This window comes from Sphingobacterium sp. HMA12 (genome assembly GCF_002933815.1).
Lineage (GTDB): Bacteria > Bacteroidota > Bacteroidia > Sphingobacteriales > Sphingobacteriaceae > Sphingobacterium.
This window is the reverse complement of the sequence record NZ_BEYR01000001.1, coordinates 2541256-2567259: the sequence shown is the minus strand read 5'-3', so window position 1 is coordinate 2567259 and position 26004 is coordinate 2541256. Positions and strand designations below refer to the sequence as shown.

General features: G+C 40.1%; 17 protein-coding genes. 14 read left to right on the top strand and 3 right to left on the bottom strand.

The window, feature by feature from the left end; translation table 11 throughout:
• Window positions 1-331: 331 nt before the first annotated feature.
• From HMAT_RS11150 to HMAT_RS11110, 9 genes are all read left to right on the top strand, one after another.
• The gene (locus tag HMAT_RS11150; protein WP_233789193.1) at window positions 332-1057 is read left to right on the top strand and encodes a response regulator transcription factor; all 726 of its coding nucleotides are present in this window, start codon (window positions 332-334) and stop codon (window positions 1055-1057) included.
• A 29-nt stretch (window positions 1058-1086) separates the two neighbouring features.
• Window positions 1087-2445, top strand: a complete 1359-nt coding sequence (locus HMAT_RS11145; RefSeq protein ID WP_104382768.1) for a HAMP domain-containing sensor histidine kinase — start codon at window positions 1087-1089, stop codon at window positions 2443-2445.
• A gap of 134 nt (window positions 2446-2579) precedes the next feature.
• Window positions 2580-3011, top strand: a complete 432-nt coding sequence (locus tag HMAT_RS11140; protein ID WP_158655775.1) for a hypothetical protein — start codon at window positions 2580-2582, stop codon at window positions 3009-3011.
• 60 nt (window positions 3012-3071) lie between these two features.
• Window positions 3072-4073 carry an ABC transporter transmembrane domain-containing protein gene (locus HMAT_RS11135; protein WP_104382766.1) on the top strand — a complete coding sequence of 334 codons (1002 nt, stop codon included), beginning with the start codon at window positions 3072-3074 and terminating at the stop codon, window positions 4071-4073.
• Window positions 4063-5424 (top strand): HlyD family secretion protein, encoded by a 1362-nt coding sequence (locus HMAT_RS11130; RefSeq protein WP_104382765.1) that lies wholly within the window; start codon window positions 4063-4065, stop codon window positions 5422-5424. Before HMAT_RS11135 ends, HMAT_RS11130 begins: the two co-directional genes overlap by 11 nt.
• 10 nt (window positions 5425-5434) lie before the next feature.
• Window positions 5435-6865, top strand: a complete 1431-nt coding sequence (locus HMAT_RS11125; RefSeq protein WP_104382764.1) for a TolC family protein — start codon at window positions 5435-5437, stop codon at window positions 6863-6865.
• Window positions 6866-6994: 129 nt separating this feature from the next.
• Entirely contained in the window at window positions 6995-7513 is a 519-nt protein-coding gene (locus tag HMAT_RS11120; protein ID WP_104382763.1) for a hypothetical protein, read from the top strand.
• Window positions 7500-8000 carry a hypothetical protein gene (locus HMAT_RS11115; RefSeq protein ID WP_104382762.1) on the top strand — a complete coding sequence of 167 codons (501 nt, stop codon included), beginning with the start codon at window positions 7500-7502 and terminating at the stop codon, window positions 7998-8000. Before HMAT_RS11120 ends, HMAT_RS11115 begins: the two co-directional genes overlap by 14 nt.
• Complete coding sequence (locus tag HMAT_RS11110) at window positions 7984-8733, top strand: YoaK family protein (RefSeq protein ID WP_104382761.1); 750 nt, start codon at window positions 7984-7986, stop codon at window positions 8731-8733. Before HMAT_RS11115 ends, HMAT_RS11110 begins: the two co-directional genes overlap by 17 nt.
• 58 nt (window positions 8734-8791) lie before the next feature.
• On the opposite strand, the gene HMAT_RS11105 is transcribed toward HMAT_RS11110, so the two are convergent.
• On the bottom strand, window positions 8792-11266 hold the full coding sequence (locus tag HMAT_RS11105) for a kelch repeat-containing protein (protein WP_158655774.1): 2475 nt from the start codon (window positions 11264-11266) through the stop codon (window positions 8792-8794).
• Between the two features lie 394 nt (window positions 11267-11660).
• Between HMAT_RS11105 and HMAT_RS11100 the strand changes: the two genes are divergently transcribed.
• The 5 genes from HMAT_RS11100 (at window position 11661) to HMAT_RS11080 (ending at window position 21758) form a co-directional block, all read left to right on the top strand.
• Window positions 11661-13118, top strand: a complete 1458-nt coding sequence (locus HMAT_RS11100) for a glycoside hydrolase family 76 protein (protein ID WP_199768596.1) — start codon at window positions 11661-11663, stop codon at window positions 13116-13118.
• 127 nt (window positions 13119-13245) lie between these two features.
• Window positions 13246-16425: a TonB-dependent receptor gene (locus HMAT_RS11095; RefSeq protein WP_104382759.1), complete on the top strand. Its 3180-nt coding sequence runs from the start codon at window positions 13246-13248 to the stop codon at window positions 16423-16425.
• 19 nt (window positions 16426-16444) lie between these two features.
• On the top strand, window positions 16445-18505 hold the full coding sequence (locus HMAT_RS11090) for a RagB/SusD family nutrient uptake outer membrane protein (protein ID WP_104382758.1): 2061 nt from the start codon (window positions 16445-16447) through the stop codon (window positions 18503-18505).
• Between the two features lie 91 nt (window positions 18506-18596).
• Window positions 18597-19409 carry a DUF3823 domain-containing protein gene (locus tag HMAT_RS11085; RefSeq protein WP_104383393.1) on the top strand — a complete coding sequence of 271 codons (813 nt, stop codon included), beginning with the start codon at window positions 18597-18599 and terminating at the stop codon, window positions 19407-19409.
• A gap of 171 nt (window positions 19410-19580) precedes the next feature.
• The gene (locus HMAT_RS11080) at window positions 19581-21758 is read left to right on the top strand and encodes a hypothetical protein (RefSeq protein WP_199768595.1); all 2178 of its coding nucleotides are present in this window, start codon (window positions 19581-19583) and stop codon (window positions 21756-21758) included.
• A 249-nt stretch (window positions 21759-22007) separates the two neighbouring features.
• On the opposite strand, the gene HMAT_RS11075 is transcribed toward HMAT_RS11080, so the two are convergent.
• Both HMAT_RS11075 and HMAT_RS11070 read right to left on the bottom strand, forming a co-directional pair.
• The gene (locus tag HMAT_RS11075) at window positions 22008-22775 is read right to left on the bottom strand and encodes a response regulator (RefSeq protein ID WP_233789191.1); all 768 of its coding nucleotides are present in this window, start codon (window positions 22773-22775) and stop codon (window positions 22008-22010) included.
• 2 nt (window positions 22776-22777) lie between these two features.
• The gene (locus tag HMAT_RS11070) at window positions 22778-25933 is read right to left on the bottom strand and encodes a two-component regulator propeller domain-containing protein (RefSeq protein WP_158655773.1); all 3156 of its coding nucleotides are present in this window, start codon (window positions 25931-25933) and stop codon (window positions 22778-22780) included.
• Window positions 25934-26004: the final 71 nt, after the last annotated feature.

The window sequence follows — 26004 nt, the reverse complement described above, 5'->3', positions numbered from 1 at the left end:
AGCTCAGCGGAATAATCTTATAACGTAGCTCTGACCGTCATATACATAGGAGTGGGATTACGTCTAATAGCCGATAAACCATCCATGGATTAAGGTATAAAAATGAGCCATGTCAGATCATTCCGTAAAGTAAATTGCGATCTTACTTGTTATGCGAATATAGTTTTTCAATTTTTATTCCTGCTTTATGATGTGCTGATTGTGGAAACAATCACTTCTTTTGATATATAAAGCCCTGCTGCCCTTTATCACGGCTAAGAGATTTGTGTCTGTAGTATCAAAACAGTATTTTTATGGTTTGGATGAGGAGCGATAACAGGAAATATAGATTATGATGAATATGGAGGAGCAAAAAATTATTTTGGTCGAAGACGAGCAGGACGTTGCAGATTTGATCATTCAGGGATTGGGCGAAGAAGGTTATAAGGTCATTCATCTTGGACGCTCAGAAGGACTTGAACAATTATTGGCCAAACAAGATGTTTCTCTTGTTCTGTTGGATATTCTTTTGCCAGGTACGAATGGACTTGATATCTGTAAACAGATTCGCCAATGGGGGTACACCGATTTGCCAGTCATGATGTTAACCGCACTTGGGACGCCTGAAAATGTAGTTCTTGGACTTGATAATGGCGCCGACGACTATCTTTCCAAACCATTTAAACTTATCGAACTTAAAGCCAGAATACGTTCGTTGATCCGTAGACAGCAATCCATCGTTCAGGCAACACAACGCGAAGCACAACCTCCGAAAGATACCTTCAATTATGGATTCCTAACGATTGATGATTACAAAAAAATTGCCTATTGCGAAGGGCAGGAGCTGAACTTGACAAGCACCGAATATCGGTTACTTCTACTATTCATCCAAAGTCCCAAGAAAGTATTTGAACGTATTGAGTTGCTGGATAAAATATGGGGAATCAATTTTGATATCGGATCGAACGTCGTGGATGTCTATGTGAATTACCTACGGAAGAAAATCGAGAAGGTAACCAGCAAAAAAGCGATCCATACCGTTATCGGAATGGGCTATGTGTTAAAAATTGAAGACTAAATTGATTAAGGCGATAGAATAGGTTAAAAATGAATAATTACAATAGGAAACTCATCTACCTAATAGCAATATTAGTTATTTATGTAAGCTGTTTCGTAGGCTTTATCTTTTACTCCATTACAAATTTCGCTTTTACGGATTTCTATAAACGTCTGGATCTGCGGAGAAATATTGCTGCAGAAAAGTTCCTCAATAGTAAATCTGCTTCACAAACTGACCAATGGAGCCTGGATTTTATTGAGAATCTGAACAATCAGCATGAATTTTTGGTTGAATTTGACAAAAATGGAAAGATTTTGCAAAGCCAGGGGTTTCATTCCGAATTATGGGATAAAATTAACAAGACGGGAACATCAAATTTTAAAGCGGGACACCAGTTCTATTCGACAAAATACTTCTCAAAAAACAACAAGAACTATATCATTGGCGCATCTGCCGAAAATTATTTTTATACCCACCATCTGGCCTACCTTCGTAATTTGCTTATTATCAGTTTGATTTTAGGCATCCTCTTTATTTTGGTGGTTTCGGTATTCATGAAACGTTCATTTTTGAAACCTATCCTGACCATGATGAAAGAAGTTCAGCAAATTGGTTCTGAGAATCTGGATAAACGCTTGGATGAGGAGAAATATAAGGGGGAACTTCATGATCTGGCGTTTACATTTAACAACATGTTGACGCGTCTGGAAACGTCATTTGAAACCCAAAAAAACTTTATCAGCAATGCTTCACATGAATTGAATACCCCCCTAACTTCAATCATCGGACAGGCTGATTTGGCTCTCTCCAAAGAAAGAACCATCGAGGAATACCAGCGTACACTACTTAAAATTATCGAATCAGCCGAACATCTGGAAAAAAAGACGAAAGCACTTTTACTGTTGGCCCGTACAGGCTTTGTGAGCAATTCGACAACATTCAATCCTGTTCGTATAGATCAGATCGTGATGGATGCCGAACTGACGGTTAAAGCCATTAATGATAAATTTAAAATTACAACAGATTTTAGCCTGCTGCCTGATGATAGTATGCGGCTCAAAGTCAATGGAAATGCAATTTTACTCCAGCTTGCCTTATCCAATATTATTAGCAATGCCTGTAAGTATTCTTCCAATAGGACCGCTTATATCGCATTGGGTGCATTGGATAATAAAGTATTTATTCTGATAAAAGATCAGGGAATCGGTATTCCTTCAAGAGAATTGGAATATATTTATGATCCTTATTTTAGGGCATCCAATACTAGTGGTATAGATGGATACGGTATTGGCCTACCACTGGCGAGAAATATTATTAAGCTTCATGGTGGGACGTTAAAGGTTAATTCCATCGTGGGCGAAGGCACTACAGTAGAGATTGAATTGCCTACCTATCTTCGATTTTAATTGCATTTTAATGCCCGAAGGCTGTTTTTAATTCCATTTTAATAAGTTGTTAAAATTCTAATGAAAAGCTAATTTTAGCTTCATTCTGTTGCCATTTGTGCCGACTAACTTTGCCCAAAAGAAGTATGGCCAAAATGACACGCATATTAATCCCAAGTGATTTCACTGTTGATTCACTCTATTTTGTAAGGCAGAGTATTGAATCGTCATCCGCTGAAGAAGTTGATGTAATTCTTGTTTATGGTAATAAAAGTAGTACATCCGCGAGCGAACTAATAGGCATTGGAGTGGAAGATCAACTCGATCAACTTCAGTCTGATGCTTTTTTGAAAGCATGTGAAAGAATATGCCAACGATTTAAGAACCGTAAGCTGACTATTTATGCGGATATTATAAGAACCGATAACGCCAGTTATTTACACCATTACCTGCGAGGGGCGGGTGTAAACGAAATCAAGATACCGGCTAATTATAGCTATCAGAATAAAACACGTAATTTTTTCGATGTAGGGAAAGCATTACGGAAACTAAAGAATCCTGTTCTTCATCCAATTTCGGTAATGTAAGACTACAATGCTTATTTAAAGTAATTATCTCCGCATACTTTCAAACTATTCTCTATTTATATGGCTCACATACAAGGCGGTCCATCAGCTTTACAGCGTTTGGTCAATTTACTGCATACTGAACGGAAGACGATTAATTATATTTTTATTTACGCTATCGTTATAGGTATTTTTAGTTTAACCATTCCTATTGGGATAACAGCAATTTTTAACTTTTTGAGCAATGGTGCAATGTATAGCTCCACCTATATTTTAATTGCTTTTGTCCTACTGGGTGTTATCGTTGCAGGATCGCTTCTGATAGGACAATTAGCTCTCGTTGAATATTTAGAACAGAAGATCTTTCTAAAATCAGCCATGGAATTTGCCTATCGCCTTCCGAGGATAAAACCCAAAGCCTTAATCGGGAAAAATCTTGTGGAATTGGTGAACCGTTTTTTTGATGTGATTATTATTCAAAAGGGTATTATTAAGCTTTTGATTGATATCATTGCTGCGGTTGTAACCATATTCTTTAGTGTGGTACTCTTGTCTTTTTATCATCCGGCCTTTTTAGCCTTTGGGCTTGTGGTTATCCTCGCTGTGGCTATAATACTTGTTTTATATTATAAACGCGGATTGAAAACAAGTATTGACGAATCGGAACATAAGTATGCAACTGTTGCTTATCTGGAACAAGTAGCGGAGGATATTGATCACTATCGTGGAAAGGATACTAAAATGGATGAAGTGACGCAAATTACGGATGCTATCGTAAGTAAATACCTGAAATCCAGAAACCAGCACTTTAAAGTATTAAAACGCTTCTTTGTAGGGTCAGTTCTATTAAGAACCGCATTATTTGGAATAATGCTTTTGCTGGGATCTTATTTTGTTGTTGAGCGACAAATAACTTTTGGTCAATTTGTCGCTGCCGAAGTGGTGATTGTCCAAATTGGCTATGCCATAGAAAAACTAATGACCAATTTAAATACCATTTTTGATATGTTGACCGGTGTTGTCAAGTTAGGTACTGTAACTGATCTAGCGTTGGAGGAGGGCGCAGCTTATTATGCTGATTAAGAAGGAGCAACCTATCAAAACAACCGTCAGTTGGAGGGATCTTTCCCATCATTCGGTTCACGCCCTTTTAAAAGATAAAGGATCACTACTATTGGGCCGTATCCTGATCCTATCAGGACTGGTTTTTGTTTTTGCCTTATTTCTGCCCTGGAGACAGACAATACCGGGAAAAGGGACCGTCACTGCTTTACGGCCGCAAGATAGACCTCAAACCATACAAAATCAAATTGGAGGTCGCATCGAGTATTGGGCGGTTACCGAAGGCCAGGAGGTCAAAAAAGGGGACACAATTCTAGTCTTATCGGAGACATCACAATCCTATTTTGATCCCAATTTACCTTTACGATTAGCGGAACAGTTGCATGCAAAGCGAAATGGGGAATCTGCTGCACAGCAAAAAATGAATGCAACAGAAGAGCAAATTAAAGCCTTGAATAATGGGTTGAATTTTCAGTTGGAGTCCGCGCAAAATAAGGTCATACAAGCTCAAAATTTTGTGAAAAGCGATAGCGCTGAGTTGATTGCGATAATGAGCTTTTTCGAAACAAGCGAAAAAAGACTAAAACGGTATGAAGAAGGTTATCAAGATGGTCTATTTTCCCTTACAGATATCGAAACTAGGCGCCTAAACTTACAGAATGATCGGGCTAAGGTGGTCAGTGCTGAAAATAAGCTGTTAAACTCACGACAGGCGTTATCCAATGCCCGCCTCGAACTCAATAATATTCGGGCAAAATATAATGAATCATTGGCTAAGGCACAATCAGATTTAAGTTCAGCTTTTTCCTCAAAGGCTTCTGTGCAGGGCGATATCGCTAAATTAAGAAATGAGATTTCCAATATCGACATAAGACGTGGCCTCTATATTGTCCGGGCTCCGCAGGATGGCTATGTGGTAAAAACCTTTAAGGCAGGAATCGGTGAAAATATGAAGGAAGGAGAATCCGTGGCAACACTCCAGCCCAAAACACCATTACTTGCCATAGAACTTTATGTAAATGCAATGGACGTACCTCTTATATTGCCAGAGAGTGATGTCAGAATACAATTTGATGGTTGGCCATCGATCCAATTCTCAGGTTGGCCATCTGTAGCGGTAGGTACTTTTGCCGGAAAAGTTTCGGTCATTGATAAAGTGAGTAGCACGAATGGTCAATTTAGAATCTTGATACGTCCGACAGATCCCGTTCCAAAAGATGATGAACCTTGGCCCGCTCAGCTCAATCTGGGGTCTGGCGCCTATGGTCGTATCATTCTAAATAAAGTCCCCTTATGGTATGAGATCTGGAGGCAATTAAATGGATTTCCCCCAAGTTTGGAACGCGAACCGAAAGAAGACAAGAAAAAGTGATTGTAATTATATGAATAAATTGAATTTTATCAGTATAGCCCTGTGTGTCATTTTTTTTCATAACCTATCCGCACAAGAGCAGGCAGATCGTTTAAAAATAGACTTTACGACGGATGATCTGGAAGAACTTTTAATGGCCAATCATCCAGTCGTTAAGCAAATAAATCTATTGACCGAGACGGCTAAAGCCCAGGTTGTGCAAGCTGCGGGAAAATTTGACCCAATTATTTATTCAAATTTTAAAAATAAAAATTTTGGCAATACCAATTATTATAATCAATGGAACAATGAATTAAAAATTCCATTGTGGCTGGCCGGTGCCGACCTAAAAATTGCCTATGATCGAAACGTAGGAAGTTACACCAATCCTCAATCAAGAACGAACAACGACGGCCTATCTGCTGTGGGCATTACTATTCCACTGGGACAAGGGCTAGTAATTGACAGCAGAAGAAACACCTTGTGGCAAGCGAAGGCAATGTTAAGTTATGTTGAGGCAGAAAAGATTAAGCAGATAAATACAATTTGGTATCAAGCGTTGTCAGATTATTGGAACTGGTATTTTGCCTACAAGCAATATGAACTTTTGTTGGAAGGCGTAAAATTAGCCGATAAGAGATTTAAAGCGATCAGTGAACAGACTCTATTGGGGGATAAACCCCTTATTGATTCAGTTGAAGCAGCGGTTGTCGTGCAGGAGAGGAGAATAGAACTGTCAAAGTATGAAGCCGAACTTCAGAATGCAAGAATTGTGTTGTCCAATCATTTGTGGAATGCACAACAACTTCCTGTGGAGCTTCCTGAGCATGCAGTGCCTTATAAAACGGAGCGTAAGGCGGTTTTGCCGGACAGTAAGGTGATTTTAGGACTTCTTGACTCTGCAAAAGTTGTACATCCCGAATTAGTGAAACTCGCTAGTAAAAGCCAACAATTAGTATTTGAGGAAGATTATCGAAAGGAAATGCTCAAGCCAAAGTTAAACATTTCAGGTACACTTATTTCAAGCCGTAAAGGTTTTAATAATTTTATCCCTCCAGAATATGATTTTAAATGGCATAACTATAAATTGGGGTTCGAATTTGCATTTCCGCTATTTATCCGTAGTGAACGTGGAAAACTAAGGGAAGTAAGAATAAAACAAGATCACTTACAGTTTGAAAGACGTATTGAAGAGCGAAATATTTACAATGACATCGTGAGAAAATATAACGATTTAAGTGCATATAGCAAGCAAATTGAACTTCAGTCGGTCAATGTGAGCAATCAGGAGCGATTGCTGAACGGTGAGCTGAATAAGTTTAGGCTTGGAGAATCGACATTATTTGTTGTCAACAGCAGAGAAAATAAGCTGATTGAGATGAAGATAAAGCAGGAGAAACTTTTTACCGACTACCGGAAAGCGCTGGCAGAACTCTATTATAAGGCCGGAACTAAATTTTAATCCCATTTTAATCTTTCGTGTATTTTTAATCTTATTTTAATAAGCCGGTTTAAATTCTAATGAAAAGCTAATTTTAGCTTCATTCCATTGCCATGTGCTGCCATTAACTTTGTTGAAAAATAATTGGGTATGGCAAAAGCAATGCGTGTATTGATTCCAAGTGATTTTACAATTGATTCACTTTTTTTTGTAATCCATAGTATTGAGCATTCTAATGCCGAACAGCTGGATGTCATTTTGGTGTATGGTAATAAAAGTAGTACTTCAATAACTGAATTATTAGGAATAACACTTGAGGACAAGCTCAACGATCTTCAATCTGAGGATTTCTTGAAAGCCTGTCAGATGATCTGTCATCGCTATGCAAATCGCAAACTGAATATCTATACTGATATTATTGGTACGGACAATCCCAATTATTTGCATCATTATCTGAACGGAGCTCGTATTGACGAAGTCAAGATTCCTACAGATTATCAATTTGAAAAAAGAACAAGACATTTTTTTGATGTTGGACAAGCTTTGTTGCACTTAAATGAAAGTAAGCGTAAGCGTGTGAATATTGTCGAAAAACCGGCAACAAACAAAACAGGAAGGAATGTCTTAGCGGATTTATTTTTTAACAAACAATGGGATGTTAACTATTAAAAGAAAAATATTGGCAAGATTCAACTTTGTCTTTTTGGCATTGTTGCTTTTTGGGGCATCAGCGATGGTCATGCTTTATGAAAACCCCGAACGACTTTTAGAAGGAGAGTGGGAAGAACAGGGCTGGTACTTTGAAAAGGTGGAGAAATCGCCAACCTTCAAAAAACAGGCGATTATCCATGAAGGGATCAAAGATGCCGCCATCGCGCATTTGCCGCCTTTACAGGATGGCCTATGGCATTTTGAAAAAATGGGTGAAAAGAATTTTGTGGCCCATCACAAGGATAAACAGTACAACTGGTTTTTGAAAGGAAGAGGACATATCCTTGAGTTACGAAAAAATAACGAACTCGTGGAAAGTTTTGTGATACAGAAACTGAACAAAAATCAGCTGGTACTGCATCTCAACCTGGATATGCAGACCAAGGGAATAGCACGTATCGTGCTGAAAAAAGGAGGAAAGGAAAAATATGCTAAGAAAATATAGCAATCATCGCACGATTCAGGATAATATTAAGCTGGGCGGACTAACGGCGTTTTCGGCTGGCATGGTCAACGTCGCTTCTGTTATTGTATTTTTTTCCTTTACATCTAATGTAACAGGATATTATGCTGTTTTCGCACAGGAGATCGCGAAAGGAAACTGGTATCAGGGTGCTGTCGTTTTGTTTTGGATCTTGTTGTTTTTGATTGGAAGCATGTTTTCCAATCTGATTATCATCCATGGTAAGGGAAAGTTCAGCGCATACCTGACACATTCGATACCATTGGTACTTGAAATATTAAGTATCCTATTTGTCGGGATATACCTCGATCTTTTTTATGAAGATTCGCTAAAGGAAACGGAAATATTAGTCGGAGCCTTATTGTTTGCAATGGGCCTGCAAAATGGACTGACGGCGAGTATATCCAATTCTGTTGTGAAAACAACCCATTTGACCGGATTAACAACAGATTTGGCGATATTGATATCCATGTTCACCAAAGAAGCCAATAGAAGCAATAAAGATTTGGTGGATAAGTTTCATTTGTTGCTGACCATTGTCACAAGTTATGTAATGGGGGGACTACTCAGCGGAATTTCTTTTAATTACCTGTCCAATAAAACATTTTATGTCGTTTGTTTCGTGTTGCTGATTATAGGTTTGTATGATCATTATAAACTATATTTGCTCAAAAAGCAATTCGTAAAACGTCATCGTGAGGTATTGATCTCCTAAATTTTTTGGTGGCTATATAAATAAGGCCAATCATACCTCGCCGTATGATTGGCCTTATTTATATAATCTTATCCAAGTGGTGCGGAAAGTCCTCATTCATCAACTGTCTATAATTGAGGCAGAATTGCTGAAATTTAATACGGGCATCATGCTGTTGATTTAAAGCAAACATCGCTCTTATTTCAGAAAATAAAGCCTGTTCATTTAAGGGATCCAATAAGAAAATCGTATGTGCCAGCTCCATACTTTTTTTATATTGGTGTCCAAGATCCGCCTGCTGGAGTTCTGCCAGTAAAATGGGAAGTAAATTTTGTTCAACTTCAGTTTTTAGGGCATCAAATATAGGTTGATCCAATCCCTGTAAAAACTTACCTCTTTGAATGATCTGAATTAATCTACTTTCATTGCTATTGGAAGGGTTTGCCATCAATTGGATACAATCGACATAATCACAATAGAATTCATCTGTTTCTTCAAGAATGAATCGGCCCTGCTTATGTACAAGTTCTATTCCTGTAAACTCGCTCAGCACTTTTCTTAAGTGGTTGATCGTAACTCCGCGCGAGTTTTTTACCTTATCTTCCGATTTGTCAGGCCACATCAGCTGACTGAAATATTGTGAGCTGATTCCGGACCTATGGGACAAAATGAGGCAAAATGCCTGCTTTAGCTTTGTACTAAATAAGTAGGAGATATCGCGTTTATTGCGATCAAAGGCACGAAACTCGCCAAATAGAAAAATTGAATTAGCGCGAATATATTCATCATTTTGTCGCAATTGATTTGTTACTGTTATTGGAACCGTGCTAAGAATTGGTTCCTCAGGTGTATGGATCATGCTTCTTTTCCTTCGGTTTCGTAGCCAGATAAAGTAAGCGCCAAGCCCACATGTGCCAAACAAGATCGACAATAAGAGTACCTTGTGATTTGAATGGTATGTGGGGAAGCTATTTAATTCGGCGAGGGTTATTGGCGTCATATTTAACGAATAAACCTTTAGCGTAGATTGTATGTCATCTTTTGATTCTTGAACCAATATCAAAAGCCGTCCCAATTGCTTATCAAAATAAAGTTGGGCATGCGTACTTATTTTATCTGAATAGATCGGGACAGAGTCTCCTAATATGTCAAAACTTCCATCTTGAACAGCAAAGCGGTAAAGTTGGATATTGGATTTAGTCAGATACTCCGGATAGCATAAGGCATAAAAGTGAGCACTATCAGGGAAAACCAGACCGCGGGCAGGTACAATATGTTTGTCTTTCCAAACGATATCCCATTTTTTTGTGATTTTCTTGCTGTCCAGATTAATCTGATAGAAATCATAGAGATATTTTCGTCCGACAATGTGTTCACCGGATTCATTTCCCATACCACCGAATATATAAGCTGTCCGATCCTTAGGTCCATGTCCAGCCGTCAGAAAATAGCGTGGGAAAATTTTATCGCCTGACCATCCATCGACGGTTTGCCATTTACCGGAGTCTAGGGAATAGCGTCTAAATTCGCCACTATAAGCCATATTTCCGTAACCACCAAAAATATAGAACTGCCGATGTCTTTCATCATAAAAAGAACCATGATGGTTTAGCTCTTTTTTTATCAGGTCGTCGCTCTCAACTTTCCATTCGAAATTTTCAAGATCGAGACTGGCGACAGTGGGACCTAAGTAAGGTTGTGTATAAAAAAGTTCATAGACATATAGTTTATTCGTCGTCGAGTCTATAAAATTGTTTCCTAAAACCAGTTTGACAGGGCAGGGGTTAAGAAAAGCAAGTTTCCTTGTCTGATTATTCTTTACATTGAATATGGTAATGGAGTCCTGATTAAAATAATAAATCTCTTTTGTGCGCTCGTTGTAACTAGAACCGGCCTGTGATGGGGAATTGCCAGTAAAAATATTTTTCCATTTGTAAGAATCCACAATCAGCCAGGTTGGATTGGAGACACGGCCATAAGCCGTACCGTTTTCATCGTGGACAATATGCCCCGAATTTTCCTTTAGGGGGAAGGAATAATTATTTTTTTTATTTCCAATACGTACATTTTTGATGGACATCATTGGTACATCAATCAGGTAATCACTTTTTCCAAAAATAACCTGGGGGCTATATTGCTGCGGTAGTTTCACCTTTGGAGACTGAAAAGTCTGATCTTGTATTTTGAGCTCAAATAGTTGCTCTTGAAGGTTGAAAGTCAATTGGATATCAATCCACTCTTCTCTAAATAGTCGCTGTTGGCTTATTTTTGCAATGATCAGACTACTTTTGCCTTCTTCATTCAGACGGAAGATACAATTTCCGGCCTCCTCATCATAAAATAGATTGTAAACCGTGTTATTGTCTTTATTCTTGACACGGAAGATATTGCCTAATGAGTTTGATGAATAAATGGATAGTTGGAATGTTAGGGTAAACTGCTTTTCAAAAGAAATATCCTTTTTGTCGAATAATTCATAGGAGGTTCGTTTATCTATAGGTTCATGTCCGGCTCTAAACTTGAGCCCCTGAGATCGGGAAAGTATCGGAATCAAAAGTAAAAAAACAATATATAATATACAGCGTCGCATAGCGCAATCAAAAAAACTTAAACCAATAGTCGTCGACAATGAGCTGTTCAATATAAAGATTGTTCCTTGTCGGCTTTTTATGAAATCGTAACGGTTAGGATATCCCTTATCAATATCTTACAGGATTAAAAGTAGGCAAAAAAATGCGCGCAATAAAATAAAAGCTACGTTACAATCACGACAGGCATTTGTGTCTCCTATTAAGCTATAAAAAAAATAGTCGCTGGGTTATCGTTTTATTTTTGCGTTTTAACCCGATTTTAACCCAAAAATTAATCATTCGACATTACCTTGCGTTAGAATTCCTGCAGATATTTCCAGTGGGAACTCGAACTAATTATAAATCGAAATCTTACTTATGAAAGTCTTTAAAAAGCTGCAATTAATTGTTGTTGCTTCCGTATCAATGATGATCGTTCGGCACGCGCACGGTGAAACACGAACCTCCTTTTCTGTTATCAATATCAATAACTTTCAGTCTGTTCAAGAGCAAAACTTGGTCCGTGCGATGGAACTCGTTGATCGGTCCATGGAAGTTTATTTCTCAGCCGACAGGCAAGCCATGTATCGTTTTTATAACCCAGATACAAAGGTGCGTCCCGAAGAAAAGGCAAGCGTATGGATGTATTCCGCTTCAATAGAAGCTGTCAATGCGATATTGAGTGGTCTCAGACTGCAAAAAGAAAAGGGGAATCATGACCTATTTGATAAACATTATAAGCGCTATGTTGACCTGTTGGACCAGCTCCATGAAAATGCTGCTTATTATTTGGGGAAATTCAACCTGATTTCTTTTACACAAACTAAGGACTGGACAGTATATGCGGTGGACCGTGCACGGGAAAAAGGCGGAGCTAACGCAACAGGTATTCTGAATGTTTATGACGATCAAATGTGGATGATACGCGAGTTGATAGAAGCCTATCACCTGACCGGTAAAGATACCTACTTGAAAGAAGCAGAATATCTAACAGCTTACGTCCTGGATGGATGGGACTGTACCCGCAATGATCAAGGGAATGAGAACGGTGGAATCCCGTGGGGGCCCGGATATGTGACCAAACATGCCTGTAGCAATGCCCCAATGGTTAGTCCTTTGGTGTGGCTGCATGAAATCTATAAGAAAAAGAAGGACCAGATAACATACAATTATATTGATGCCAAGGATAAACAATCCCGCCGTTCTAAAATAATCCGAAAAAGTGATTTTTATTTGGATTTTGCTAAAAGGATTTATGCTTGGCAAAAAGATCATTTATTGAATAATAAAGGTGTCTATGACGATATGATGGGCGACTGTTATCCAGATTGTAGCATTGCCTACGAAATTGTTGATGGCGTAAAATACCGCAAAAATACCCAATTAAGGAAAGCCGTCGGAACCTCTTTTTCCTACAACAGCGGAACAATGATTTCTGGAGCTGCTGATCTATACCGCGCGACCCGATCTAAGGTCTATTTGGAAGAAGGAAAGGAACTCGCGAATGCCAGTTTCCGGTACTTTGCCAGGCCTGATTCACAGGTTTCGGCGCATTATACCTATGCTTCGGACGGGTTTAACAACTGGTTTAATGGTGTATTACTTCGGGGATTTCTTCAGATTTCTCCAGTCTTTGAAAAAGCGGGAAGTTATATGGACACCTTTCAGCAGAATTTGGACTACGGGTATAGCCATTTTTTGCGCTCTGGTTTATTACCACAGGACCTTCTTGGGGGATGGCATGCGGACAAAGACAAAAATAACCTGGAAGGGATGTTCATGTTCGCTTATGCGGCACAGTATGCGATGCTATCGCAATATGAGACCGGCAAATAGTGCGATGAACAAAAGATCGGCATAAACAATTGTGATTAAGAAAAACAAATACCAATAAAAACCGGGCTTTCGAGCTCATGAAATACATCAGATAGTATAATAACTATTTAAAAACCAATTTATTAAGATGAAAAAGGATATAGGGAAATCAAGGCGGCGACTCAGCACACTGCTCGTGCTGATGGCGCTGGGCATTCCGTCCATCGGATGGGCACAACAGAAGAATGTCAGTGGAAAAGTGCTCGATAGTAACAATAAGCCTATTGCCGGAGTGACAATATCGGTTCAGAATGCCGGTACTCGCATTGAGACGACGACTGATGCGGATGGTAGTTATACTATCCGTGTTCCGGAAGGGAAAAAGCTTTTATTTAAATCACTTGGTTTTAACGCTAAGGAAGAGCTTACTGAGGGAAAATCCACAATTAATGTTGTGTTGCAAAGCGATGATACCCAGTTGGAAACAGTGGTCGTGGTCGGTTATGGAACACAGAAAAAGCAGTCTCTTACAGGAGCTATTTCCTCCGTAAAGGGGACGGAAATGAGGCAGACGAAAAATGAAAATCCGCAGAATATGCTGACTGGTCGTGTGGCCGGCGTACGCGTGTGGCAGAGAAGTGCAGAGCCGGGTGCCTACAGTGCTAATTTCGACATTCGTGGACTTGGTGCTCCACTGGTTGTGATCGACGGAGTTCCTCGTACGAGCGAAGACTTTCAACGCCTGAATCCTAGTGATATTGAAGATGTTTCGGTATTAAAGGATGCATCGGCAGCAATTTATGGGGTGCGTTCGGCTAATGGTGTTGTTTTGGTTACAACCAAAAAAGGGAAGGAAGGGAAGACCACAGTGAATTATAATGGATCTTATACCTTCCAAAGGCCTTCGGGTCTGCCTGTATTGGCCGATGCAATCAATGCAATGACGATCTACAATGAGAAGTCCATGAACAACATCAATGGTGGTAGTCCTATTTATACGGAAAAAGATTTCGAAGATTTTAGAAATGGGACACGACGTTCATCAGACTGGACTTCGCTAATCTTTTCCAAATATGCACCGCAGACGCAGCACGATATTAGCTTTTCTGGCGGTAGTAATAAAGTTCAGTATTATATTGGCGGGGGCTATTCTTATCAACAAGGATTCTTTAAATCAGGTGATCTCAATTATAATAAATACAACCTACGTTCGAATATTTCGGCAGAATTGGCCAAGGGATTGAAACTGGATCTGAATATTAGTGGTATGGCCGATCAGCAAAATAATCCCTATAATAGCTCTGTTGATATTATTCGAAACTATTGGAAACAGGGGATGTTATTCGCCGCGTATGCTGATCCCGAAAACACCTTGTTAAATTACGAGGGACTGGATTTAGAACAAAATACGGTCGCGATGATGGATGCAGATATTTCCGGATACCGCAAATTCAAAAAGAAGACCTTTCAATCCTCCGCTGCACTGAATTATGATCTGAGTAATTTATCACCTCTTCTGCAAGGGTTTTCCGCAAAAGCATTGATTGGTTATGATTACCGCGCGGATAACAATTCCCTATTCAGAAAGGAATATTATCAATATGCGTTGAATAAAACAACGGGTAAATATGATCAGAAACTCTATAATTTGAGCAGTCCAAATCAAATGAAGCGGGAGTTTTTTGATAAACAACAAGTATTGGGACAATTTATCCTGAATTATGACCGGACGTTTGGGGTTCAACATAAAGTATCGGGACTTGTGGGATGGGAAACCCAAAAGAATGATGGCGATAATTTCTATGCTTTAAAAAATCTAGCATTTGGTTCGGATAGACTATCAGCTGGGGTGGAGGACGGTCAGATGAGTTCGATGTATCCTGGGATTGCAGATTATTATAACGAAGCGAAATCTGCTTTATTTGGCCGGGTTAACTACGATTTTGCAGGCCGATATATTGCTGAATTCCAGTTTCGGTATGATGGATCGTCGCGTTTCGCAAAAGGACATCAATGGGGATTTTTTCCATCAGCTTCTGTAGGCTGGCGTATCTCTGAAGAACCGTTTTTTAAGTCTAATGATGCACTCTCTTTTGTCAATCAGTTAAAATTGAGAGCAAGTTATGGCGCATTGGGTGATGATCAGTTCAAAGACTGGGATTTTGGCTGGTTACCGGGCTATATTTATCCAGCAACCAGCGGAAATGCCGAAAACGGCTACAATAACCAGTATGCACCGGGTTATATTTTTGGTGGGAAATACGTCACTGGTGTTACGCGTAAACCTATAGCAAACGAGTTAATTACATGGTATACAGCAAAAACATTCAATGCCGGTATAGACTTTGAAGGCTGGAACGGTTTGTTTGGATTTACATTGGATTATTTCGAGCGGACACGGACAGGTATATTTAAGCGCCCTGAAAGCCAATTTCCTACAGTAATCGGGGCGGTTCCGCCCTTGCAAAATGCGGATAGCGATCGTCATATGGGATTGGAACTGGAATTGAAACACCGCAATAAAATCAATGATTTCTCCTATAATATTCGCGCGATCGCCACGGTGACAAGGAATAAGTACCTGACTTCAGTCGAAAACGGCCCTTATAGCAATTCCTATGATCGCTGGCGCAATGATAACCTGAACAATCGATATCAAGGGCTTCAGTTTGGGTATGAATCCGCCGGTAGATACGAAAACTGGGCAGATATCTGGAGCTATCCGATTTATAAGGAACGCGATGTATTGCCCGGAGACTATAAATACCTGGATTGGAATGGTGATGGTGAAATTAATGGTCAAGATGAGCATCCCTTTGCCTTCGACCAGACACCTTGGCTTAACTATAGTATGAACCTTGAGACTTCCTACAAAAATTTTGATATGAACTTATTATTGCAAGGGTCTGCTCTCGGTTCTATGCAGTATAAAGAACCTCTTTATGCAATCTGGGGATCAAATGGCGGCGGAACGCTGGAACAATATCTTGATCGCTGGCATCCTGTGGATCCTTCCGCTGATCCCTATGATCCAGCAACAGCTTGGGTGAAAGGATATTATGCCTTTACGGGAAGATATCCAAAGGAAAACTCTGAATTCAATCGCGTCAGTACAGCTTACTTGAGATTGAAGAGTGTGGAACTAGGATATACTTTCTCAAATCTAAAGCCTTCGTCGACGATGCGTTTACGCGTGTACGCGAATGCCTATAATTTATTCACAATAACAGGCGTACGATTTGTAGATCCAGAACATCCGGATGATGACTTAGGCCGAATGTATCCATTGAATAAGACCTACTCATTAGGCTTATCGCTTACTTTTTAGCACGCAAAAAAATATTCCAATGAAAAAACTACTCATTATATTATCATTAGCTGGCTCAATCGGATTTATAGGTTGTGCCGATCTGGATATTACGCCCAAAAATGTGGTTACAGATCAAGATCTATTGAGCACTCCTGCCGGTATGGATATTTACATGGCCAGGATGTATAGCCTAATGCCTTTTGAAGATTTCAAATATATGGCACAATGGGGAATAGAATTCAATGGCTGGCTGGCTGCCATCGGCATTGAAGGAACTGGGGAAGCTGTGACCAGGGATGGCATTAGTACTTCCTTTACAGGCGAAAGGACAGCCTATTGGGAAAGAGCATTCGAATTACTTCGAGATGCAAACCATTTAATCGAGAATTTACCTAATTACAGGGATAAGTTCTCGGAAGATCTTTACAACCATTATTTAGGTGAAGGATACTATGTCCGGGCAACAGTATTCTACGCCATGGCACGACGCTTTGGTGGGGTACCATTGGTCACCAAAGTCTTACAGTATCCAAACACTCCTGCTAATCTGGAAATTCCCCGTTCGAGTGAAGAAGATACCTGGAACCAGATCCTCAAAGATTATGATGAAGCGATCAAATTAATGCTTCCAAAAGGTCCCAAAACTGGATATTCCAATAAATATGTGGCACTTTCTTTTAAGTCCGAAGCCATGCTTTATGCGGGAAGCGTAGCCAAATACAACGAAACTGTTTCTGGCCGCTTGACAGGCCTAGGCAGGAAAACTGGTGTTCGGGTTATCGGTTTTGACCCCACTACAGCAAAAACTGCTTCACAAAAGTACTTCGCAGAAGCGTATGCCGCTGCCCGACAAGTGATAACGGCTGGAGGCTATTCACTTTATAAAAAGAAATGGGCGGCAAACGACAAAGATGCTCAATATCAAAATATGGTGGACATGTTTAGTGACCTCAGCAGTCCTGAAAATATCTACGTCAAAGAATATGTCTATCCGACGTTGACACATAGTTTTGATGCGTTTAGCTCGCCTTTCACCTTTCGGTCACCACTTTCTGCCGGCACCTGTCCTACGGTGGATTTTATGGAGTTGTTTGATGGATTTGACAAGTACCCTGACGGAACAGTCAAAGTGACTACCGGACAAAGCAACAAGGAGGGTGAGTATAAACTGTACGACAAACCGATGGACTTCTTTAAAAACGCGGAACCCCGCTTGCGCGCTTATGTTATTTTTCCTGACGATATCTTCAAGGAAAGAAAAATGGATATACGGGCAGGGGTTTATACCGGTCAGACTCCTATAAAACCGTTGTTCTCAGATTATTCTTATGCTACAGCGGATACACGTTATCAACAGCTGGGTGCTTATTCGGGCTCACCAAAGACTTTATATCTGAGTCCACGAGATGGTAGTGGACAGCAAACGGTGGATTACAATGGGCAAAAAATGAATGCCGCTGGAAACGAAGGACCATTCTTTGATAATGGTGAAGCGACATTAACAGGGTTTTATGTACGTAAATGGCTCAATACAAATCCAGCAAAAGAAGTTGGCGAAGGGAAATCCGATCAGCCCTTTATTTTGATGCGATATGCTGAAGTCTTGTTAAATGCTGCCGAAGCAGCTGTTGAGCTGAAAATGCTGGGAGCGAATCCCACCGATGGAAGCGACCTGCTACAGACAGCAACTACCGCCGTCAATGAGATTCGCTCGCGGGCAGGAGCAGATCTACTTACAGGTACAATAACCGGTGATAATACCGGAAGAGACATTGTTCGAAGAGAGCGTCGTAAAGAACTAGCATTTGAACATAAGGCAAAATGGGACTTACGTCGCTGGCGGGTATTGCATTTTGAAGGTCGGAATGGTTTCTGGGGAACACAAAAGGATAAAAATTTATACAGCAATAACGAGAACTTCAGGTTCAGAGGATTGTACCCGTTTTTTTCCACCGCAACAGGTAAATACTTCTTTGATGCACGATTCCAATGGGTAAGTACCAAAACATTCCGGTACACCCCTGTAGACTATTATTTTGAAATTCCCGGTGGAGAGGTGGCGAAAAGTCCAGTGATCGACCAACAACCCAATCGATAGATAAGTATGCTGTGCTACGAGCGTGGATGCGCCAAGCACATTCTACTTGCGGAGTGAATTTCTAATATTAATGTATAATGAATTACAAGAGATGAAAAATAGCATTTTTGGTGCGATAGGCGTATTATGTATGCTGAGTTCGTGTAGCCTCTTTGAGGCAGATAATTATGAAGCCCCTTCTGTGGCATTAAAAGGGATTGTCGTTGACGCACAGACGGGTGAGCCGGTATTGACCGATCAGGGCAGTGAAGGTATCCGTGTCCGATTGACAGAACTTAGTTGGGGAGATAATGTGGAGCACAACCCTGACTTTTATTGTATGCCCGATGGAACATTCCAGAACACCAAATTATTCAAAGGTAATTATAATATCACCGTTGACGGACCTTTCATACCATTGGTGCGAATAGATGGTGATGGCAAGGTACTGTCAGATGACAGCAAAAATATGGAACTGAATGGTTCACATGAGATCAAGATGGAGGTACATCCTTTTCTCAAAGTTGAATGGGTAGGAAATCCCGTTGTCGAAAACGGAAAGGTAAAAGCTAAGGTAAAGGTTACGCGTGCTATAACCGAACAGTTTTTTCGAGATAAGATCGAGCCGCTGGGGAGCTATAATGCGGATTTTTTGAATGTCACGGATATACAGTTCTTTATTAGCTACTCGTCCACGGTAGGATATAGGGCACGCGATGAACGTTGGTCCAGTAAAATAGAGTATGGGGGCAACAGCTTTAACGCAAAATTGGGACAGGTTATTGATCTGGAATCCATCGGTGAAATCCCAAAAGGCCGTACGGTCTTTATTCGGGCAGCATCACGGATTAATTACGATACTCCTCGTGGTACGGGGACCCGTAGGTGGAACTACAATGAAGCCAAGCGGGTAGATATTCCATAAGGGAATTCGCTACCGGGCTGAACCAGTCTGTTTAAAATATCAATGTTGCAGTTAGATTTTGAATTAGGCTGGTTTCAGCCGGTTGGCCGATAAACTGGCTATTCATATTGAAATTTATGAAAAGTGCAGGTGTAAACCATGAGTAACAGCAATGGAAATAGACAATAGATTATGATAAAAACGAACATACTCGCTTTATTGATGCTGCCGACGCTTACTGCGGTCGCTCAAAAAAAAGATCCCGTAAAGACGACATTTCAGAGTTCCAGAGAATGGCGCCCGACAATTGACAACCGGGCGGATGCGGTGATGATCTATGGAACAGGGGGGAATCCATCCGACAAGTCTCGAAAGATTCCATTTGAAGAGCGCGTTAAATCCTGGCGTGATAAGGGATATATTACCCATTTTATGACCGGGATTGCCTGGGGCGAGTACCAGGATTACTTTACAGGGAAATGGGATGGAAAGATGCATTTAGATGAGGGACAGGTTGACGTAAAAGGGGATACCATCTGGCATGGTCATATGGTTCCCTATATAGTTCCTACTGAAAATTATTTAAAATACATCAAAGAGATGCATGTCAAGCGGGTTATTGACGCCGGGATTGAAGCCATATTTATGGAGGAACCCGAATTCTGGGCACGTGCAGGTTACAGTGAATCATTTAAGAAAGAATGGAAAAAATACTATGGTTTTGATTGGCGACCACAGCATGAATCGCCTGAGAACACTTACTTATCCAATAAATTAAAGTACGCTTTATACCTCAATGCACTGAATGAGGTCTTTACGTACGCGAAATCTTATGGAAAAACCAAAGGGATGGATGTGAAATGTTATGTGCCCACGCATTCCTTGATCAACTATTCGCAGTGGATGATCGTGAGTCCTGAAGCGAGTTTAGCTTCGCTTCCCTGCGTGGATGGTTACATCGCGCAGGTATGGACGGGGACTTCGCGTGAACCTAACTATTTTAATGGTGTAGCGAAAGAACGTGTTTTCGAAACCGCATTTTTGGAGTATGGGGCAATGGAATCCATGACCGCACCTACTGGACGAAAGATGTTTTTCCTGACGGACCCGATCGAAGATTGGCCCCGGGATTGGGCAGATTACAAAAAGAACTATCAAGCTACGTTCACAGCGCAGCTGCTCTATCCGAATATCGCTGACTATGAAGTGATGCCCTGGCCCGAACGGATCTATGAGGGACTGTATAAGACAAGCCCCAATAGTGACCAAAAGGAAAAAATACCACGGCATTATTCGACTCAGATGCAGGTGATGATCAATAGCCTGAATAGTATGCCAAAAACGGCCAGTAAAGTTTCTGGATCGACAGGGATCAGTGTCCTGTTGGCAAATTCGTTGATGTTTCAACGTTTTCCGACGCATGCCGGGTATGACGATCCACAGTTGGCGAACTTTTATGGTCTCGCTCTTCCTTTCCTAAAACGTGGGGTGCCCATAAAAACAGTTCACCTGGAGAATTTGGCGGTTAAGGACGCCCTGGCGGAGACGAAGGTACTCCTCATGTCTTACTCCAATATGAAACCCCTGGCCCCCGAAGCGCATCAGCACCTTGCAGATTGGGTGAAAAATGGTGGTGTCCTTATTTATTGCGGTACCGATCTCGATCCCTTTCAATCGGTACAGGAATGGTGGAACACAAATGGCAAACAGTACCAACGGCCATCGGATCATCTATTTGAGAAAATGGGGCTGAAAACCGGTATGGCAAAGGAGGGCAAATATAATTACGGGAAAGGTACTTTTTATGTGTTAAGATCGGATCCCAAAGAATTTGTGGTCAAACCGGATAACAGCCAGAAACTGCTGGACCTGACGAAGAATCTTTATGAAAATAATGGTAAGTCCGAAAAGCTACAATTTAAAAATTATTTTACGTTGACGCGGGGTAATTACGACCTGATCGCCGTATTGGATGAGAGTGTGAGCAATCAGCCTTACCAGGTTAAGGGCAATCTAATAGATCTTTATGATCCGGCTTTGCCCATTGTTACTTCCAAAAATATCCAGCCGAATGAGCAAGGGCTGTTTGTGAATATCGATCATATAAAAAATAAACAACAGCCACAGGTACTGGCCTCTGCAAGCCGTATCTACGACGAAGTGTCGGCTGGGCATCAATATTCATTTACAGCAAAAAGCCCGATTAACACCACAAACATTTCGCGGATATTATTGCCTGGTAAACCAAAGAGTGTGCTCGTAAATAAAACCGAGGTATTTGTGGAGGAAAATTGGGATACAAAAACAAAAACGTATCTGTTGGGATTTGAAAATAGTCCCGACGGTGTACATGTAGCTATCAAATGGTAATAGGTGAGACACTCGATTTTCAGATAAAGGAGATGATAGCAATTCTGATTTTGTGAACTTGAGACTAATTATACGTTAGTTGCCATATCAAAAAAAAGAACCATATTTTCCGTGAATATGGTTCTTTTTTATAGCTGCATTAATAGCAATCGGGCTAAGTTTGTGACCGTAGCTATTATTCGGCCAATGATTTGATTTAAATTTTCGGGCACAAATTTGATCTGTCTCTAATGAAAAGTCGCTGTTCAATTATTTCGATTGGGCATCCTGGAATTCCGTCGGACTGAGTCCAAACTGTTTTTGGAAATTTCGGGAGAAATGTGTGGCCGAACTATAACCTAATAAGTTTGAAATTTCATAGACTTTGTATTGTCTTAAACTAAGCAATTCTGCCGCTTTTCGAAGCCTGGTCAGGTTAATCAGTTCATTTGGTGACAGGCTCGATACCAGATTTATTTTTCGATACAATGTGGGTCTACTCATGCAGAGTATGTCTGCCATTCGGTCCACATTAAATTGAGGGTCATCCAAATGTTCCATTATGATTTCGTCGATCTTGAGCAAGAAATCCTGATCACTTTGATTCTGACCGATTTGTTGTATCTGGGACATCGGGTTTTTGATGAAAAATTCCTTGATTTTAATCCTGTTTTTTAATAAGCTAGCAATTTGAGCTTTTAAAAATGCGGGCGAAAATGGTTTTTCGATGTATGCGTCAGCACCATATTCTAAGCCTTGGATCTTTGATTCTATGCTATTTTTTGCCGTTAGTAAGATAACGGGAATATGTGCATAAGCAATATCTTCCTTAATTTTTTGGCAAAGCTCGTAACCATCCATTTCGGGCATCATCACGTCACTGATGATTAAGTCGAAATATTCGGACGCGAGTAAATTTAAGGCCTCATTTCCATTTGTGCTGGTGGTGATATGGTAATCTTCATTGAGGTCGTCTGCAATAAATTCAAGTAATTCAGCATGATCATCTACTATTAATAAATTGGCTTTTGCATTCATAATCATTGGTTTGAACTGTGGTTTAGCGGTAACGTCAAACGGAATACATTCCAGCGTGAATTTTCGACTTCATACACTAGACTGCCCTGATGTTTTAATGCCAAGGATCTTGTCAATGCTAAGCCTAGACCACTTCCAGGAATGTTCTTATTTTGTTTTAAGCGATTGAATGGTTCAAAAATTCGTTCCCTTTCTTCTGAAGGAATTAAATCACCGTCGTTTTTCACGGTCAATATAGCAATATTTTTCTGTTTATCCACCGCTAAATTCACTTCAATATCCTGTGATGAGTATTTTAAGGCATTATTGAACAGGTTATAACAGATTTTATCAAAAGCATCTATGTCAATGTAGCCCATGATATCGGGAGCTATGGTCACTGTCATGTTCCTGCCCATGGCCTGAACAGTAACATTGAAATCATTACTGATTTTTTGTGCTGCTTGACTAATGTTTTCCAGCTCAAAGTGTAATTTAAACCCTTCTGTTTCGACTTGCCGAAAATCCAGCAACTGATTACTGAGCGCAATCAATTTTTCGGTATTGTTCTGCATGGTCGTCAATAGTTTATTCGTTATTGGATTGTGTTCGACCTTGTCCATGAGTTTTTCCAATGGTGCCTTAATTAATGTTAACGGCGTACGTATTTCATGGACCACATCTGTATAAAAATTGATTTTTGAGCGATATAGTTCCTGTTCCCGAAGGTTTTGGACGGTCAATAAATGTTGCCGGTTACGCTGTTTGATCTTTTCATTAAAATGATAAATAATAAATATAATTAGCGCAATAAGAATAAGGGCGTAACAGATATATGCTGGCATACTTGCCCAGATTGGGGGAAGTATGACAATTCTAAGACTTGCAGCAGTAGGAATGACATTTCCGTTGGGATCTTCCGCTTTGACTGTAAAAATATAGTTTCCCGGTGCAAGCTTAGTGAAATAAGCCCGTTGATTGCTGGTAATATCTACCCAGTTATTGTCTAAGCCTTCCATCTTGTAACTGTAATGGATGGAGTGGGGGGCTTGGTAATGAAGTGCAGCAAAATCAAGACTAAAGGATGATTCATCGTGTTTCAATTGAATTTTATCCGTAAATAGGATGGATTTGGATAGTATATTGCCATCTGTATACTGGTTGATCGCTTTGTTATTGATATAGAGGTTGGTGATATAGATCGGAATTCGGGTATTGTAATTGATCTGATTGAGTTTTTTTGGATCAAAACGGATTAAACCGTTGATCGTGCCAAAATAAAAATTTCCCTGACCGTCATCAAATGAGGAATTGTAATTAAACTGAATGGATGGCAAGCCTGATTCCAGGTTAAAAACGCGTTTTTTCCCGTTCGATAAATGGTAACGAACCAGTCCTTTGGAGGTGCTCACCCAAAGATTATTTTGCGCGTCTTCAAGAATGGCCAGGATCACATTGCTGGGCATACCTTCTTTGATGCCAATTTTGTCAAAACCATTTCCAGTAGGCAGTTTCTTTGCCATACCACCTTCCGTGGCCACCCAAATCTGTTTTTTTGAGTCTTCAAATAGGCTATTGATACGGTTGTTTGGTAGCGATGTGGGGTCGTCCTTTTGGTGAGTATAATGTTTGAGCGCTCCGGTAGCAGGCGTATAGCAGAATAAGCCATCCCTCCAGGTGCCCAGCCAGATATTTCCCTCTTTATCTTCAAGCACGGTCGTATAAAACATATACTCGGGAACGTTTCGCAGTATATGAAAAGATTTATTGGCGAAATCAAAACGATACAAACCGCGGGTGGAAGCTGCTAAGATGTCTCCTTTCTTTGTTTTATAGAGATAAAACAGGAAATTACTCTGTAGATCTGGGTTGGAATAGCTATTTCTATCAATATGGTAAACAACTTTTTCTTGTTTGGGATCAAAAATATCCAGCCCGTTGACAAAAGTACCGACCAATATTTTATTGTCAAATGGAAGAATACCATGAATATTATTGTTTGCCAGATTTCCTTGTTTTTCAGAGAAATTTTTGATTTTGCCTGATATAGGATCTAGTTTGGACAGACCGCCATTTTCAGTGCCGATCCATACATTGCCTGTTGGATCTTTGGTAATGATCCGTACAACAGAACCTTTTAGGCTACCAGGTTTATCTTTTGGTAAAAATTTTTCGATAATGCTGTTGTTTTTATGATAATAGTTGATGCCACCAAAATAGGTGCCTATCCAAATTCCTTGATCCTTATCCTGTAGGATATTATAAACGGCATTGTCAGAAATGCCCCATGGGTTTTCCTGTTCTTTTTGAATATTGATAAAGCTTTGATCTGCAATTTGATAAATAAAGAGCCCTGACTCGGTCGCAAACCAATATTCGGTATCATTGGGCTGTAAGATGTCTCGAATATAGAGAAATTGCTTTAGGCGATCTGGCCCTAAGATGGATTTCAGGGTTTTGGCTTGTAAATCGTAAACATAGACGCCAGATTTGGAAGTGCCGATCATGAGTTCCCCCTTACGGTTCTCCGTGATTTTTTCTATGCTGAACCAGTCTTTTGTACCATATTTTAGTTGGAAGTCCAGCAAGAGAACGGCTTTGTCGACATTATTGATCTGGAAAATTTTTCCTTCCGGAGTGCCAAAGAAAATAGTTCCATTTTTCGTGCAACCAACTGCCGTAATATAAAGATCCGATTTGGTGATTTGCTTAATTTCGTTGTTGATCAAATGATGGTAATAGAGCATACCATTCGATATAAACCAGATCCTTTTTTTTTGATCTGTAATGATAACCGGTACATCTGAATTTTCGAACTGTTTACTTAATAATCTAAACTGTTCATCGATGGGATTGTAACAGTAGATTCCCTGATCCGTACCAATCCATATCCTTCTCTTGAAATCTTCTTTCAGTGAGATGATATTATTGCCCCCTAAACTGTTTTTGTCGGAAGCTGAAGCATCAAAATGTTTGAAACTATTTCCGTCAAATCGGTTCAGACCATCTTTAGTGCCGAACCAGAGAAATCCGTAACTATCCTGCATACTACAGATCACCGCATTGTTGGAAAGTCCTTCATTAATCTGATAATGGTTAAAATAATAAGGTTGTGCGTGGATGAGCAGAGGGGACAACAATAATAAAAATAAAAAATGCAGCGGCTTCAGGTTGATCATGATCATTTGGTTATTGATACAAAATAGCTTAAAATTGAAACAATTTAATCCCAAAAGAATAAAAAAAAATA